Annotated in this window: 22 protein-coding genes; 1 reads left to right on the forward strand and 21 read right to left on the reverse strand. The window is 44.0% G+C overall.

Translation table 11 applies throughout. The features are described from left to right. Positions 1-136: 136 nt before the first annotated feature. Entirely contained in the window at positions 137-1309 is a 1173-nt protein-coding gene (locus RJ01_RS00070; protein ID WP_034169659.1) for an acyl-CoA dehydrogenase family protein, read from the forward strand. Between the two features lie 53 nt (positions 1310-1362). On the opposite strand, the gene RJ01_RS00075 is transcribed toward RJ01_RS00070, so the two are convergent. From RJ01_RS00075 to rplP, 21 genes are all read right to left on the reverse strand, one after another. Further along, a complete protein-coding gene (locus RJ01_RS00075; protein WP_034169660.1) occupies positions 1363-2853 on the reverse strand; it encodes an NAD(P)/FAD-dependent oxidoreductase in 1491 nt (496 codons plus the stop codon). 207 nt (positions 2854-3060) lie between these two features. Next, positions 3061-3426 (reverse strand): 50S ribosomal protein L17, encoded by a 366-nt coding sequence (gene rplQ, locus RJ01_RS00080; protein ID WP_004786886.1) that lies wholly within the window; start codon positions 3424-3426, stop codon positions 3061-3063. A gap of 18 nt (positions 3427-3444) precedes the next feature. Next, positions 3445-4452 (reverse strand): DNA-directed RNA polymerase subunit alpha, encoded by a 1008-nt coding sequence (locus RJ01_RS00085; protein ID WP_004786889.1) that lies wholly within the window; start codon positions 4450-4452, stop codon positions 3445-3447. A gap of 16 nt (positions 4453-4468) precedes the next feature. Continuing rightward, a complete protein-coding gene (rpsD, locus tag RJ01_RS00090; protein ID WP_004786890.1) occupies positions 4469-5095 on the reverse strand; it encodes a 30S ribosomal protein S4 in 627 nt (208 codons plus the stop codon). A 12-nt stretch (positions 5096-5107) separates the two neighbouring features. Then, a complete protein-coding gene (gene rpsK / locus RJ01_RS00095; protein WP_001040166.1) occupies positions 5108-5494 on the reverse strand; it encodes a 30S ribosomal protein S11 in 387 nt (128 codons plus the stop codon). Positions 5495-5513: 19 nt separating this feature from the next. After that, positions 5514-5870, reverse strand: coding sequence for a 30S ribosomal protein S13 (gene rpsM / locus RJ01_RS00100; RefSeq protein ID WP_005233747.1), 357 nt, complete (start codon positions 5868-5870; stop codon positions 5514-5516). Positions 5871-5977: 107 nt separating this feature from the next. Then, on the reverse strand, positions 5978-6094 hold the full coding sequence (rpmJ, locus tag RJ01_RS15675) for a 50S ribosomal protein L36 (RefSeq protein WP_000867907.1): 117 nt from the start codon (positions 6092-6094) through the stop codon (positions 5978-5980). A 20-nt stretch (positions 6095-6114) separates the two neighbouring features. Further along, positions 6115-7434, reverse strand: coding sequence for a preprotein translocase subunit SecY (gene secY / locus RJ01_RS00105; RefSeq protein ID WP_171065444.1), 1320 nt, complete (start codon positions 7432-7434; stop codon positions 6115-6117). A 45-nt stretch (positions 7435-7479) separates the two neighbouring features. Beyond that, the gene (rplO, locus tag RJ01_RS00110; RefSeq protein WP_004786897.1) at positions 7480-7920 is read right to left on the reverse strand and encodes a 50S ribosomal protein L15; all 441 of its coding nucleotides are present in this window, start codon (positions 7918-7920) and stop codon (positions 7480-7482) included. A gap of 3 nt (positions 7921-7923) precedes the next feature. Beyond that, positions 7924-8100 carry a 50S ribosomal protein L30 gene (gene rpmD / locus RJ01_RS00115; RefSeq protein ID WP_004786899.1) on the reverse strand — a complete coding sequence of 59 codons (177 nt, stop codon included), beginning with the start codon at positions 8098-8100 and terminating at the stop codon, positions 7924-7926. A 6-nt stretch (positions 8101-8106) separates the two neighbouring features. Beyond that, positions 8107-8604, reverse strand: a complete 498-nt coding sequence (gene rpsE / locus RJ01_RS00120; RefSeq protein WP_004786901.1) for a 30S ribosomal protein S5 — start codon at positions 8602-8604, stop codon at positions 8107-8109. Between the two features lie 2 nt (positions 8605-8606). Next, positions 8607-8957, reverse strand: a complete 351-nt coding sequence (rplR, locus tag RJ01_RS00125; RefSeq protein WP_004281497.1) for a 50S ribosomal protein L18 — start codon at positions 8955-8957, stop codon at positions 8607-8609. A gap of 14 nt (positions 8958-8971) precedes the next feature. Further along, the gene (gene rplF / locus RJ01_RS00130) at positions 8972-9505 is read right to left on the reverse strand and encodes a 50S ribosomal protein L6 (RefSeq protein ID WP_004786903.1); all 534 of its coding nucleotides are present in this window, start codon (positions 9503-9505) and stop codon (positions 8972-8974) included. Positions 9506-9518: 13 nt separating this feature from the next. After that, the gene (rpsH, locus tag RJ01_RS00135; protein WP_004786905.1) at positions 9519-9914 is read right to left on the reverse strand and encodes a 30S ribosomal protein S8; all 396 of its coding nucleotides are present in this window, start codon (positions 9912-9914) and stop codon (positions 9519-9521) included. Positions 9915-9926: 12 nt separating this feature from the next. Next, positions 9927-10232 (reverse strand): 30S ribosomal protein S14, encoded by a 306-nt coding sequence (gene rpsN, locus RJ01_RS00140; RefSeq protein WP_034169662.1) that lies wholly within the window; start codon positions 10230-10232, stop codon positions 9927-9929. A gap of 9 nt (positions 10233-10241) precedes the next feature. After that, positions 10242-10778 (reverse strand): 50S ribosomal protein L5, encoded by a 537-nt coding sequence (rplE, locus tag RJ01_RS00145; protein ID WP_004786908.1) that lies wholly within the window; start codon positions 10776-10778, stop codon positions 10242-10244. A 16-nt stretch (positions 10779-10794) separates the two neighbouring features. Then, positions 10795-11112: a 50S ribosomal protein L24 gene (gene rplX / locus RJ01_RS00150; protein ID WP_004786911.1), complete on the reverse strand. Its 318-nt coding sequence runs from the start codon at positions 11110-11112 to the stop codon at positions 10795-10797. 9 nt (positions 11113-11121) lie between these two features. Continuing rightward, complete coding sequence (gene rplN, locus RJ01_RS00155; protein ID WP_001982634.1) at positions 11122-11490, reverse strand: 50S ribosomal protein L14; 369 nt, start codon at positions 11488-11490, stop codon at positions 11122-11124. A 91-nt stretch (positions 11491-11581) separates the two neighbouring features. Then, on the reverse strand, positions 11582-11839 hold the full coding sequence (gene rpsQ / locus RJ01_RS00160) for a 30S ribosomal protein S17 (RefSeq protein ID WP_034169663.1): 258 nt from the start codon (positions 11837-11839) through the stop codon (positions 11582-11584). Further along, positions 11836-12033 carry a 50S ribosomal protein L29 gene (rpmC, locus tag RJ01_RS00165; RefSeq protein ID WP_004786915.1) on the reverse strand — a complete coding sequence of 66 codons (198 nt, stop codon included), beginning with the start codon at positions 12031-12033 and terminating at the stop codon, positions 11836-11838. Before rpmC ends, rpsQ begins: the two co-directional genes overlap by 4 nt. Beyond that, complete coding sequence (gene rplP, locus RJ01_RS00170) at positions 12033-12446, reverse strand: 50S ribosomal protein L16 (RefSeq protein ID WP_004786917.1); 414 nt, start codon at positions 12444-12446, stop codon at positions 12033-12035. The genes rpmC and rplP overlap by 1 nt, the downstream gene beginning before the upstream one ends. Between the last annotated feature and the right edge of the window lie 2 nt (positions 12447-12448).

Raw genomic sequence — 12448 nt, forward strand, 5'->3', positions numbered from 1 at the left:
ATTGCTGAATTTCGAGGTATTTCATACAAATGACCAAAAGCATCAGTAGATTCCCCAGATTTGAACATTCAGCTCATTGCTCCCTCGTCTGCTCTATCTTAAATTAAATAAAACATCACAATAAGGGAATTATAAGATGCATTCGAGCGCGATCCGTCCATTGGCCAGCATGCTGCCACGTCAACTTTTCAATGATGAACATGAAGCCTTTCGGGAGACGGTCCGTAAATTTTATGAAAAGGAAGTGACTCCTCATACAGAAAAATATGAACAGCAACAGCATATCGATCGTGAGCTCTGGAATAAAGCCGGTGAACTTGGCCTTCTCTGTGCCACGATGCCTGAAGCTTATGGCGGTTCTGACGTAGATCGTCTCTATAGTATGATTCTGATTGAGGAACAGGCCTATGCAGGCGACTCTGCGACAGGATTTTCACTGCACTCCGATATCGTGGCCAATTATATTCTGAACTTTGGCAATGAAGCACAAAAGCAACAATGGCTCCCGAAAATGGCAACAGGTGAAGTGGTCACAGCAATTGCGATGACTGAGCCCGGAACTGGCTCAGACCTGCAGGCAGTACGCACCAGTGCGGTATTAGAAGGTGATGAGTATGTGATTAATGGATCTAAAATTTTCATTACCAATGGCTATCTTTGTGATATGGCAATTGTGGTATGTAAAACGGGCCATAGCGAGAAAGGCTCTGCTAACCTGTCTTTAATTATGGTCGAAGCAGATCGTGCAGGATTTAGTAAAGGTAAACCCTTAAATAAAATCGGCATGAAAGGTCAGGATACCTGTGAACTGTTCTTTGACAATGTCCGTGTGCCTAAAGAAAACCTGCTAGGTCAGGAAGACATGGGTTTTATGATACTGATGAAAGAACTGGCTTGGGAACGGTTAATTGTGGCCATCATATGTCAGGCAGGGGCAGAAGCGGCATTCGCACATACAGTGAAATACACCAAAGAACGTCAAGCCTTTGGCAAACCGATCAGCGCTTTTCAAAATACCCGTTTTAAACTGGCAGAACTGCGTACCGAAATTGAAATTTGTCGGGCTTATCTGGACCGTTGTATGCAACTACAGCTTACTCAGGAATTGGGAATTGATGCTGCCGCAGCTGCTAAATACAAAATTTCTGAACTGTATAGCAAAGTGGTTGATGAATGCCTGCAACTGCATGGCGGTTATGGCTATATGCTGGAATACCCGATTGCACGAGCGTATCTGGATAATCGCGCGAACCGCATTTATGCAGGAACCAATGAAATCATGAAGGAACTGATTTCCAGATCACTCTAATTTGAAATATGAAAAAGGAGTACATCAGGTATTCCTTTTATCTATATCTACACTTAAGACACCAATCTTGGCTTGGCTGGTACAGCACTGGATCTCGTTTTAAATTTCAATACTCCATCTTCAAAAGATGCAGTTTTCAGCTCTTTACGGTCTGCCAGATAATTATTGGATACTTTCCAAGGTGCATGCTTACCCTGTTTCGGCATCACATCCGCTGCACGGGCAATATAGCCTGAAGTTAAACTACCCATCACCGTATCTTCAAGTAATTCGGTAGCATCCCCTTCTGCAATCACTTCATCATAACCATGCTGATCCATATAATTGAGCAGACGGCAGATATATTCTGCGGCAATGTCCACTTTCAAGGTCCAGGAAGCATTGATATAGCCAATAATCAGCGCCATATTTGGCACATCACTGACCATCACCCCCTGATACAGCATATGCTTCGACGTATCCAAAGGCTTGCCGTCCATCGTGGCCTGAATACCCCCCAGAATCTGAATATTTAAACCGGTGGCAGACACAATAATATCCGTATCCAGATGTTTACCTGATTTCAGCTGAATCCCGGTTTCAGTAAATTTCTCAATATGATCTGTTTCTACTGAAGCATGACCTTCCCGCAGGATTTTGAACAAGTCACCATCTGGCACTACACATAGGCGCTGATCCCAAGGCTCATAATTCGGGGTAAAGTGTTTCATGTCCACTTTACCTTTCAACTGGAACTGTACAGATTTTAATAGTAATGTTTTCAGTAATTTTGGCTGTTTTCGTGCGAGTGCATAGATACCACGTTGCATACCGATATTACGCGCACGGGTCAGCTTATAGGCCACATCTTCAGGCAATAATTTACGCATTTTTGAGTAAATCATATCGATCGAAGGCACTGACGCGATATAGGTTGGAGAGCGCTGTAACATGGTCACATGCCCTGCTCCGCCTTTAACCATGGCAGGAACCAATGTAATCGCTGTTGCACCACTGCCAATAATGACTACTTTTTTTCCGCTATAGTCCAGATTTTCAGGCCAATGCTGCGGGTGAATGAATGTACCTTTGAATGCTTCCTGATTCGGGAATTCCGGCTGGAAGCCTTGATCATAATTGTAGTAACCGGTACAGCCAAGAACAAAGTTAGCGATCCAGGTCTGCTTTTTGCCCTGAGCATTTTCAACTACGACTGACCATTTACGTGTCGCTGAATCATAATTGGCACTAACGACGCGATGTTGAAAATGAATTTTTGAGCTCAAGTTAAATTCCTGAACCACTTCTGCAAGATAATTTTTAATTGCCGAGCCGGAAGCCAATACACTTTCTTTTTTCCACGGCTTGAAGTTGAAACCAAAAGTCGACATATCCGAATCTGAACGGATACCCGGATATTTAAACAGGTCCCACGTACCGCCAAAGCTTTCACGACGTTCAATAATTTCGAATGAGCGTTGAGGACTATGTTTAGAAAGATGGGCTGCCAGACCAATTCCAGAGATCCCCGCGCCTACAATTAAAATATCAACTTGCTTTTCCATATTCTTCTTCTACCTGAGCATTGTCATATATTTTTATTAAAGCACAAAATTGACAATACACAATGTCAAGTTTAAATAAAAGTGATTATTTTTTATCTTTTCAGGACAAATTACTAAACTGCCTGATAATAGGTAAATGCAAGACAATAAAAAAGGCCGGTTTATTCAACCGACCTTTTCGAACAACGTTTGCTGCTCTACACGAAATTAGTTAACTTCGCGATCTACTAGCTCAACGTAAGCCATCGGTGCAGCATCACCTGCACGGAAGCCCGCTTTAAGAACACGTAGATAACCGCCGTTACGCTCTTTGTAACGAGGGCCAAGAACGGTAAATAATTTACCAACAGTTGCAGCTGAACGAGTACGAGCAAACGCCAAACGACGGTTTGCTACTGTATCGACTTTAGCTAAAGTGATTAAAGGCTCAGCAACACGACGTAATTCTTTTGCTTTAGGCACAGTTGTTTTGATCAACTCGTGCTCAAACAAAGAGTTAGCCATGTTTTGGAACATCGCTTTACGATGACTGCTTGTACGGCCTAATTTCACACCACTATTACGATGACGCATGGTGATAGTCCTACTTAATTAACGGCTACGATAGGCGAAACGATCGTCCATACGGAGACTAGCTGGTGGCCAGTTCTCTAAACGCATGCCGAGTTGTAAGCCTTTGGAAGCCAGAACATCTTTGATCTCAGTAAGCGATTTTTTACCAAGGTTAGGAGTTTTAAGTAACTCAACCTCAGTACGCTGTACAAGATCACCAATGTAGTAAATGTTTTCTGCTTTCAAACAGTTAGCAGAACGAACAGTTAGCTCTAGATCATCTACTGGACGAAGCAAAATTGGATCAACTTCTTCACGAGGTTCTTGAGCCACAGGAGCTTGATCTTTCTGAAGATCAACAAAGATTGCAATTTGTTGTTGCAAGATTGTTGCCGCTTTGCGGATTGCTTCTTCAGGATCAACTGTACCGTTGGTTTCAAGATCAATGACCAGTTTATCAAGGTCAGTACGTTGTTCTACACGAGCGTTTTCCACTGTGTAAGACACACGTTTGATCGGGCTGTAAGATGCATCTAACTGTAAACGACCCACTGGGCGAGTCTCGCCTTCTGGAAAACGTGAGTCAGAAGTCTCATAGCCACGGCCTTGAGCCACTTTCAGGCGCATCTTCAGATTGCCTGATGCACTTAGCGTGCCGATCAAGTGTTCAGGGTTAACCACTTCAACATTATGAGGTAAACGAAGGTCAGCCGCAGTTACGTCGCCTGGACCTTGTTTCTCTAATGTTAAATAAGCTTCATTTTGATCGAACAGCTTAATAGACAATCCTTTTAGGTTCAGCAAGAGCTCGACGATGTCCTGCTGCAAGCCTTCCAAAGTACTGTACTCGTGCTCAACACCTTCAATCTCAACTTCTACCACAGCAGCGCCAGGTAAAGAAGAAAGAAGGATGCGACGTAAAGCATTGCCCAGAGTATGACCAAAGCCACGCTCTAAGGGTTCTAGAATAACTTTTGCCGAGGTCCCGCTTGCCGCTTCGACCTTGATCGCTTGCGGAGTTAGAAACTCATTTGCAGTACGCGTCATATTGCTACCTCAAGGATTATTTAGAATACAATTCTACAATCAAGCTTTCGTTGATTTCAGCAGGTAAATCAGAACGATCCGGTGCAGCTTTGAACGTACCTTCTAGTTTAGAATGATCTACTTCCATCCAAGAAGGAATGCCACGTTGAGCAGCTAATTCAATTGCGTTTTTGATACGTAATTGTTGTTTAGCGCCTTCGTGAACTGCAATCACGTCACCAGCTTTAACTTGGATAGACGCGATGTTAACGCGACGGCCATTTAAAGTGATTGAACGGTGAGATACTAACTGACGAGCTTCTGCACGTGTAGAACCAAAACCCATGCGATAAACAACGTTATCAAGACGGCTTTCAAGCAGTTTCAACAGGTTTTCACCAGTTGCGCCTTTCACACGAGCAGCTTCTTTGTAGTAGTTACTAAATTGACGCTCTAAAACACCGTACATACGACGTACTTTTTGTTTTTCACGTAATTGTAGTGAGTACTCAGATTGTTTACCGCCACGAGCTCCACCATGTTGACCAGGAGCTTTAGCGTGTTTTTTAGTTTTGACGTCAAATGGTTTAACGCCAGATTTTAATTGCAGGTCTGTCCCTTCGCGGCGAGAGAGTTTGCATTTTGGACCAATATAACGAGCCATGAATGTTTCTCCTTACACGCGACGTTTTTTAGGTGGACGGCAACCGTTGTGAGGGATTGGAGTCACATCGGTAATGCTGTTAATTTTATAACCCACTGCACCTAATGCACGAACCGCAGACTCACGACCTGGACCAGGACCTTTAACAAGGACGTCCAAGTTTTTCAAACCGTAATCTAAAGCTGCTTTACCAGCAACTTCAGCAGCTACCTGAGCAGCAAACGGAGTTGATTTACGTGATCCACGGAAGCCTTGTCCACCTGAAGTGGCCCAAGCCAGTGCATTACCTTGACGATCGGTAATAGTCACAATGGTGTTATTAAAAGAAGCGTGAATGTGTGCAACACCTTCAGAGACGGTACGAGTGACCTTCTTGCGTGTGCGAGTATCTTTAGCCATCTTTTAGCTTCCAGAAATCTTATTTCTTAATTGGTTTGCGCGGACCTTTACGGGTACGTGCGTTAGTTTTGGTGCGTTGACCACGGACAGGCAAGCTGCGACGATGACGAAGACCGCGGTAGCAGCCTAAATCCATTAAACGTTTAATGTTCATGGAAATTTCGCGACGTAAATCACCTTCGGTCGGAACCTTGGCAACTTCTGCACGAATCGCATCAAGCTGAGCGTCATCTAATTCACGGATCTTAGTAGTAGTTGGGATACCCGCAGCAGCTAAGATTGACTTAGCAGTGTGGCGACCAATACCAAAGATGTACGTTAGAGAGATAACAGCATGCTTGTTATCCGGAATGTTTACACCGGCAATACGAGCCATTCAATTTTCTCCAAAAAGGCAGTAGAGATAATCAACCGCCCCACAAAAATCTTGAGGGGCGGATAATAACCCAATTCGCCTACTGAAATCAACAGGTCTTGATCAGATTAACCTTGACGCTGCTTATGACGAGGTTCTGCGCTACAAATTACGCGAATAACCCCATTACGACGGATAACTTTACAGCTACCACAAATTTTCTTTACAGAAGCTTGTACTTTCATGATGAAACCTCTAAGTGCGCTTATCCCTTAGGATGAGCAGTCGTTTTTCTCATTAACGTTTGATTGTCATACTGGTGCGAGGTGAGATGTGCTTGAAGCTGAGCCATAAAGTCCATCACCACCACTACCACGATCAGCAACGATGTTCCGCCCAAGCTAAATGGAATACCAAAAGAGCTTTGCAGAATCATCGGCATTAAACAGATGACAGTGATGTATATCGCGCCAATAAAGGTCAAACGATTGAGAATATGATCTAAGTAACGAGCAGTTTGCTCACCTGGACGAATACCAGGCACGTAAGCTCCGCTGCGTTTCAAGTTCTCTGACACTTCTTTAGGACTAAATACCAGTGCTGTATAGAAGTAACAGAAAAAGATAATTAACGCACCAAAGAGCACCAAATACAACGGCTGACCAGGCGATAACACCAATGCCAAGTCTTGTAGACTACGCTTGATAATTCCTGCACTTGGATCCGAACTACCAACCCACTGACCTAAGCTCGCTGGGAACAAAAGTAAAGAGCTGGCAAAAATTGCCGGAATTACACCCGCCATATTAATTTTTAATGGCAAATGCGTTTGCTGTGCAGTAAATACACGACGTCCCTGCTGCTTTTGGGCATAGTTCACCGGAATACGACGTTGCGCCTTCTCGATAAACACAATCGCTGCTAGTACAGCAATCGATAACAGACCAAAAATTGCTAGTCCAATTAGACTAGACTGGCCATTATCAACTGAAGTTAGAGACTGCATAACTAAAGTCGGCAATCCTGCAACGATACCTGCGAAGATGATCATGGAAATACCATTGCCCACCCCACGCTCGGTAATCTGTTCACCCAGCCACATCAGGAACATGGTCCCCGCAACCAATGAGGTTACTGCAGGAACATAAAAAGCCAGACCAGAGGTCAGGGTAATTCCCTGGCTGATCAGGCCAGCACACATACCGATTGCTTGCACAAGTGCAAGGAACAGCGTGCCTTGTCGTGTGTATTGGTTAATCTTACGTTTGCCCTGCTCGCCTTCTTTTTTCAAAGCTTCGAGCTGAGGAACCACAGTAGACATCAACTGCACGATAATCGATGCAGAGATATATGGCATGATCCCTAAAGCAAGAATCGACATTCGCTCTAATGCACCACCTGAAAACATGTTAAACAAACCAAGGATGGTACCTTGGTTTGCATTAAACAGATTTTCTAGCGCAGCATTATTAATCCCTGGTACTGGAATATGCGCTCCTAGTCGAAATACCAACAACGCACCAATGAGAAACATCATTCGACGAATAATTTCACGGTATTTCACATGAAATGGTTGGCCTTTCATCATGTTGACATGACCTGAAGAACTAGGAGTCATAGACACTGGGGATTACTCCTCGACTTTACCGCCAGCAGCTTCAACAGCAGCTTTAGCGCCTTTAGTCAATGCGACACCTTGTACAGTGAATGCACGAGTAATTTCACCAGAAAGTACGATACGAGCACGAGTCATGTCTTTACGTACAACGTTCGCAGCTTTTAAAGTTTCAAGAGACACGATGTCTCCTTCAACTTTAGCAAGCTCAGATAAACGTACTTCAGCAGTTTTCAAAGCCAATTGGCTAGTGAAACCGAATTTAGGCAAACGACGATAAAGTGCAGTTTGACCACCTTCGAAACCTGGACGAGTACCACCGCTCTTACGTGAGTTTTGACCTTTGATACCACGACCACCAGTCTTACCAACGCCAGAACCGATACCACGGCCTAAACGAAGGTTGTCACGCTTAGCACCTTCTGCAGGTGCAATTGTATTCAAACGCAGAGTCATGGCTTATTCCTCTACACTAACCATATAGTAGACTTGGTTGATCATACCACGGTTAGAAGGCGTATCTTGCACTTCTACAGTATGACCAATACGACGCAGACCTAAACCTTTCAGGCTCAGCTTGTGATTTTTCAAGCGGTGCGATGCAGATTTAGTCTGGGTAACTTTAATCGTTTTCATGATTGATTACCCTTGAATTTGTTCTACTGTTAAACCACGTTTCGCAGCAACTTTCTCAGGAGAAGTCATATCACGCAAACCGTTAAAAGTCGCGTTTACTACGTTAGCAGCGTTTGTAGAGCCATAACATTTAGTTAATACGTTACGTACGCCAACAGCTTCTAAAACTGCACGCATCGCGCCACCAGCAATTACACCAGTACCTTCAGAAGCAGGTTGCATGTAAACGCGGCTTGCACCGTGACGAGCATTGATAGGGTGCTGAACAGTACCATCAACAAGGTCAACAGTAATCATGTTACGACGAGCAGCTTCAAGTGCTTTAGAAATAGCAGCTGGAACTTCACGCGCTTTACCACGACCAAAACCTACGCGACCATTACCATCACCCACAACAGTTAATGCTGTGAAAGAGAAGATACGACCACCCTTAACAACTTTGGCTACACGATCAACGGCAACCAGCTTTTCAACAAGACCTTCGTTTTGTTCAACTTTAGCCATGATTAGAACTCCAAGCCGTTTTCACGGGCAGCATCAGCCAAGGCTTTGATACGACCATGATATTTGAAACCAGAACGGTCAAATGCAACTTTAGTAACACCAGCTGCTTTAGCGCGTTCCGCGATTAAAGCACCTACTTTCTGAGCTGCTTCAACGTTACCAGTAGTACCCGCACGTAGAGTAGCGTCTAGAGTAGAAGCTTGCGCTAATACTTTGCCGCCATCTGCTGAGATAACTTGAGCATAGATGTGACGCGGAGTGCGGTTTACACACAAACGAGTCGCACCCAATGCACGGATGTGCAAGCGTGTGCTTTTCGCACGACGCAAACGGGATTGTTTCTTTTCGTTCATAAGAACCTCGCGCCTTATTTCTTCTTAGCTTCTTTACGAAGTACAACTTCGTCAGAATAACGAACACCTTTACCTTTATAAGGCTCTGGTGGACGGTAACCACGGATATCTGCAGCGACTTGACCTAGAACTGCTTTATCAGCAGATTTAAGTACGATTTCAGTTGCAGTTGGAGTTTCAGCAGTTACACCTTCAGGAAGCGTATAGTCGATCGGGTGAGAGAAACCAAGGTTAAGGTTAACAACGTTACCTTTAACCGCAGCTTTATAACCTACACCGATAAGTTGTAACTTACGTTCGAAACCTTCGCTTACACCTTTTACAAGGTTGTTAAGCACAGCGCGAGCAGTACCAGCTTGCATCCAAGCGTCTTTAGATTCAGCTTTAGGAGCAATAACTAAAGTACCGTCTTCCTGTTTTAGCTCGACCAGCGCATGCAGGTTGAAAGACAATGTACCTTTGCTGCCTTTCACTTCGACCTGCCGGCCGTTCTGAGTAACTGTTACACCATTAGGTACAGTTACTGGGGCTTTAGCCACACGAGACATGAGGAATCACCTATTAAGAAACAAAAGCAATAACTTCACCACCAACGCCTGCAGCACGTGCAGCGCGATCAGTCATGATGCCTTTGCTTGTAGAAACAATTGCAATACCTAAACCTTGCTTAACGCTTGGAAGTGCATCTTTACCGCGATACTGACGTAGACCTGGACGGCTTACGCGTTTCACAGTTTCGATAACTGGCTTGCCTTCAAAATATTTTAAAGTCAAAGTAAGAGTTGCTTTGCCTTCAACTTCAGCAACTTCTACGTTTGAAATATAACCTTCTTGTTGAAGTACGTTAGCAATCGCAACTTTCAACTTAGAATTAGGCATAGAAACAGTTTGTTTCTTTGCCATTTGTGCGTTACGAACACGTGTTAGCATGTCGGCAACGGTATCTTGCATACTCATTTATAGTGCTCCTTACCAGCTTGCCTTAACAACGCCAGGTACATCACCTTGCATTACTTTATCGCGTACCATGTTACGGCTTAAGCCGAACTTACGGAAGTAACCATGAGGACGACCAGTTAAACCACAACGGTTACGTAGACGTACTGGAGATGCATTACGTGGTAATGCTTGTAATTTCATCATCGCATCGAAATGTTCTTCATCTGAAGCATTTACGTTTGCAATGATTGCTTTTAATTCAGCACGTTTTGCAGCGTATTTAGCAACAGTAGCTTCGCGTTTCAATTCGCGATTAATCATACTTTTCTTAGCCATTTCGACCTCTTATTTGAACGGGAAGCCGAATGCACGCATTAGCGCACGGCCTTCGTCATCGGTGCGAGCAGTCGTAGTGATGGTAATGTCCATACCACGAATACGGTCAATCTTGTCAAAATCGATCTCAGGGAACATGATCTGTTCTTTAAGACCCATTGAGTAGTTACCACGACCATCAAATGATTTCGCAGAGAAACCACGGAAGTCACGGATACGAGGAATCGCAATCGAGATCAGACGGTCTAAGAATTCGTACATACGTTCGCCGCGTAAAGTAACTTTACAACCAATCGGCCAACCATCACGGATTTTGAAACCAGCGATAGATTTACGAGCTAACGTAAGAACTGGTTTTTGACCAGCGATAGCTTGCATATCAGAAAGAGCACCATCAAGGAGTTTCTTGTCAGCAGAAGCTGCACCAACACCCATGTTGATAGTGATTTTAGTGATGCGAGGGATCTCCATCACATTCTTAATTCCCAATTGTTCTTTTAATTGAGCTTTAAGTTCGTCGTTGTAACGTGCTTTAAGTCTGGCCATTGCCTTTTTCAACCTATTACTTCGCTACCGCCACTGATTCACCATTAGATTTGAATACGCGAGTTTTCACGCCATCAATCGTTTGGTAACCAACACGGTCAGCCTTTTGGGTTGTAGCATTAAAAATTGCCACGTTTGAAATGTGAAGCGAAGCTTCTTGAGTTACGATGCCGCCTTCAGCGCCAGTAACACGGTTCGGCTTTTGATGCTTCTTCACCAAGTTAAGGCCTTCAACCTTAACGCGGTCATTAGAAACAGACAGAACAGTACCCTGTTTGCCTTTTTCTTTACCTGCGATCACAATTACTTGATCGCCTTTTTTAATCTTAGCCATGATCGCCTCTTATAGAACTTCAGGAGCCAATGAAATAATTTTCATGAACTGTTCAGTACGAAGTTCACGAGTCACTGGTCCGAAAATACGAGTTGCAATCGGCGCTTTGTTGTTGTTCAAAATTACAGCAGCGTTATCGTCGAAACGAATCACTGAACCGTCTGGACGACGGATACCGAATTTTGTACGTACAACTACTGCATTCATCACGTCACCTTTTTTAACACGTGCGCGTGGAATTGCTTCTTTTACAGTAACTTTAATAATGTCGCCAACAGAAGCATAACGACGATGTGAACCACCAAGTACTTTAATACATTGTACGCGGCGAGCACCACTGTTGTCTGCTACGTCGAGCATAGTTTCGGTCTGAATCATTGCCCTACTCCAAAACCGAGCATCACCGGTCACAATTTCGAAAGGCTCAAAGAGTACTCGAAATTGACCGATGATGCAACAAGAACGTTAATTACTCAGCAGCTACTTCAACAACTTCAACTAAAGTCCATGACTTAGTTTTAGACATTGGGCGGCTTTCTTTAATGGTTACAACGTCGCCAACTTTAGCTGTGTTGTTCTCATCATGAGCATGTAATTTTGTTGAACGGCGGATTGATTTGCCATACAACGGGTGTTGAACACGGCGTTCGATAAGAACAACGATAGATTTCTCCATCTTGTCGCTTACTACTTTGCCTGTTAACGTGCGGACTGTATTTTCACTCATTGTCCGTTCCCCTGTTTTTCGGTAAGGAGGGTCTTGATACGAGCAATAGTCTTGCGAGTCAATTGCACTTCGTGCGATTTACCCAATTGACCAGTTGCTTTCGCCATACGAAGACGGAATTGGTTTAGCTGTTGCTCATCAAGCAAAGCTGTCAACTCTTCTACCGACTTTTCACGTAGATCTTTAGTTTTCATTACATTACCGTCCGAGTCACGATAGTGGTTTTAAACGGAAGTTTAGCAGCAGCAAGCGTGAACGCTTCGCGAGCTAGGTCTTCGTTAACACCATCAATTTCGTACAAGACTTTACCTGGTTTGATTTGGCAAACCCAGTATTCCACAGAACCTTTACCTTTACCCATACGCACTTCAAGTGGTTTAGAAGTAATTGGCTTGTCCGGGAATACACGGATAAAGATTTTACCACCACGTTTAATACGACGGCTAATTGTACGACGCGCTGCTTCAATTTGACGTGCAGTCATTTGACCACGTTCAATTGATTTAAGTGCGATAGTACCAAAAGATACTGAGCTACCGCGGTGAGCTAGACCAGTGTTACGGCCTTTTTGCACCTTACGGAATTTAGTACGTTTAGGTTGCAACATGG

Source organism: Acinetobacter sp. YZS-X1-1, assembly GCF_000804305.1.
GTDB classification, from domain to species: Bacteria; Pseudomonadota; Gammaproteobacteria; order Pseudomonadales; family Moraxellaceae; genus Acinetobacter; species Acinetobacter variabilis.

Excerpts from the sequence above, each read along its gene's own strand:
- RJ01_RS00070 (WP_034169659.1), top strand. The coding sequence starts at position 137 with ATGCATTCGAGCGCGATCCGTCCATTGGCCAGCATGCTGCCACGTCAA.
- RJ01_RS00075 (WP_034169660.1), bottom strand. The coding sequence starts at position 2,853 with ATGGAAAAGCAAGTTGATATTTTAATTGTAGGCGCGGGGATCTCTGGA.
- rplQ (WP_004786886.1), bottom strand. The coding sequence starts at position 3,426 with ATGCGTCATCGTAATAGTGGTGTGAAATTAGGCCGTACAAGCAGTCAT.
- RJ01_RS00085 (WP_004786889.1), bottom strand. The coding sequence starts at position 4,452 with ATGACGCGTACTGCAAATGAGTTTCTAACTCCGCAAGCGATCAAGGTC.
- rpsD (WP_004786890.1), bottom strand. The coding sequence starts at position 5,095 with ATGGCTCGTTATATTGGTCCAAAATGCAAACTCTCTCGCCGCGAAGGG.
- rpsK (WP_001040166.1), bottom strand. The coding sequence starts at position 5,494 with ATGGCTAAAGATACTCGCACACGCAAGAAGGTCACTCGTACCGTCTCT.
- rpsM (WP_005233747.1), bottom strand. The coding sequence starts at position 5,870 with ATGGCTCGTATTGCCGGTGTAAACATTCCGGATAACAAGCATGCTGTT.
- rpmJ (WP_000867907.1), bottom strand. The coding sequence starts at position 6,094 with ATGAAAGTACAAGCTTCTGTAAAGAAAATTTGTGGTAGCTGTAAAGTT.
- secY (WP_171065444.1), bottom strand. The coding sequence starts at position 7,434 with ATGAAAGGCCAACCATTTCATGTGAAATACCGTGAAATTATTCGTCGA.
- rplO (WP_004786897.1), bottom strand. The coding sequence starts at position 7,920 with ATGACTCTGCGTTTGAATACAATTGCACCTGCAGAAGGTGCTAAGCGT.
- rpmD (WP_004786899.1), bottom strand. The coding sequence starts at position 8,100 with ATGAAAACGATTAAAGTTACCCAGACTAAATCTGCATCGCACCGCTTG.
- rpsE (WP_004786901.1), bottom strand. The coding sequence starts at position 8,604 with ATGGCTAAAGTTGAACAAAACGAAGGTCTTGTTGAAAAGCTGGTTGCC.
- rplR (WP_004281497.1), bottom strand. The coding sequence starts at position 8,957 with ATGAACGAAAAGAAACAATCCCGTTTGCGTCGTGCGAAAAGCACACGC.
- rplF (WP_004786903.1), bottom strand. The coding sequence starts at position 9,505 with ATGTCTCGTGTGGCTAAAGCCCCAGTAACTGTACCTAATGGTGTAACA.
- rpsH (WP_004786905.1), bottom strand. The coding sequence starts at position 9,914 with ATGAGTATGCAAGATACCGTTGCCGACATGCTAACACGTGTTCGTAAC.
- rpsN (WP_034169662.1), bottom strand. The coding sequence starts at position 10,232 with ATGGCTAAGAAAAGTATGATTAATCGCGAATTGAAACGCGAAGCTACT.
- rplE (WP_004786908.1), bottom strand. The coding sequence starts at position 10,778 with ATGGCCAGACTTAAAGCACGTTACAACGACGAACTTAAAGCTCAATTA.
- rplX (WP_004786911.1), bottom strand. The coding sequence starts at position 11,112 with ATGGCTAAGATTAAAAAAGGCGATCAAGTAATTGTGATCGCAGGTAAA.
- rplN (WP_001982634.1), bottom strand. The coding sequence starts at position 11,490 with ATGATTCAGACCGAAACTATGCTCGACGTAGCAGACAACAGTGGTGCT.
- rpsQ (WP_034169663.1), bottom strand. The coding sequence starts at position 11,839 with ATGAGTGAAAATACAGTCCGCACGTTAACAGGCAAAGTAGTAAGCGAC.
- rpmC (WP_004786915.1), bottom strand. The coding sequence starts at position 12,033 with ATGAAAACTAAAGATCTACGTGAAAAGTCGGTAGAAGAGTTGACAGCT.
- rplP (WP_004786917.1), bottom strand. The coding sequence starts at position 12,446 with ATGTTGCAACCTAAACGTACTAAATTCCGTAAGGTGCAAAAAGGCCGT.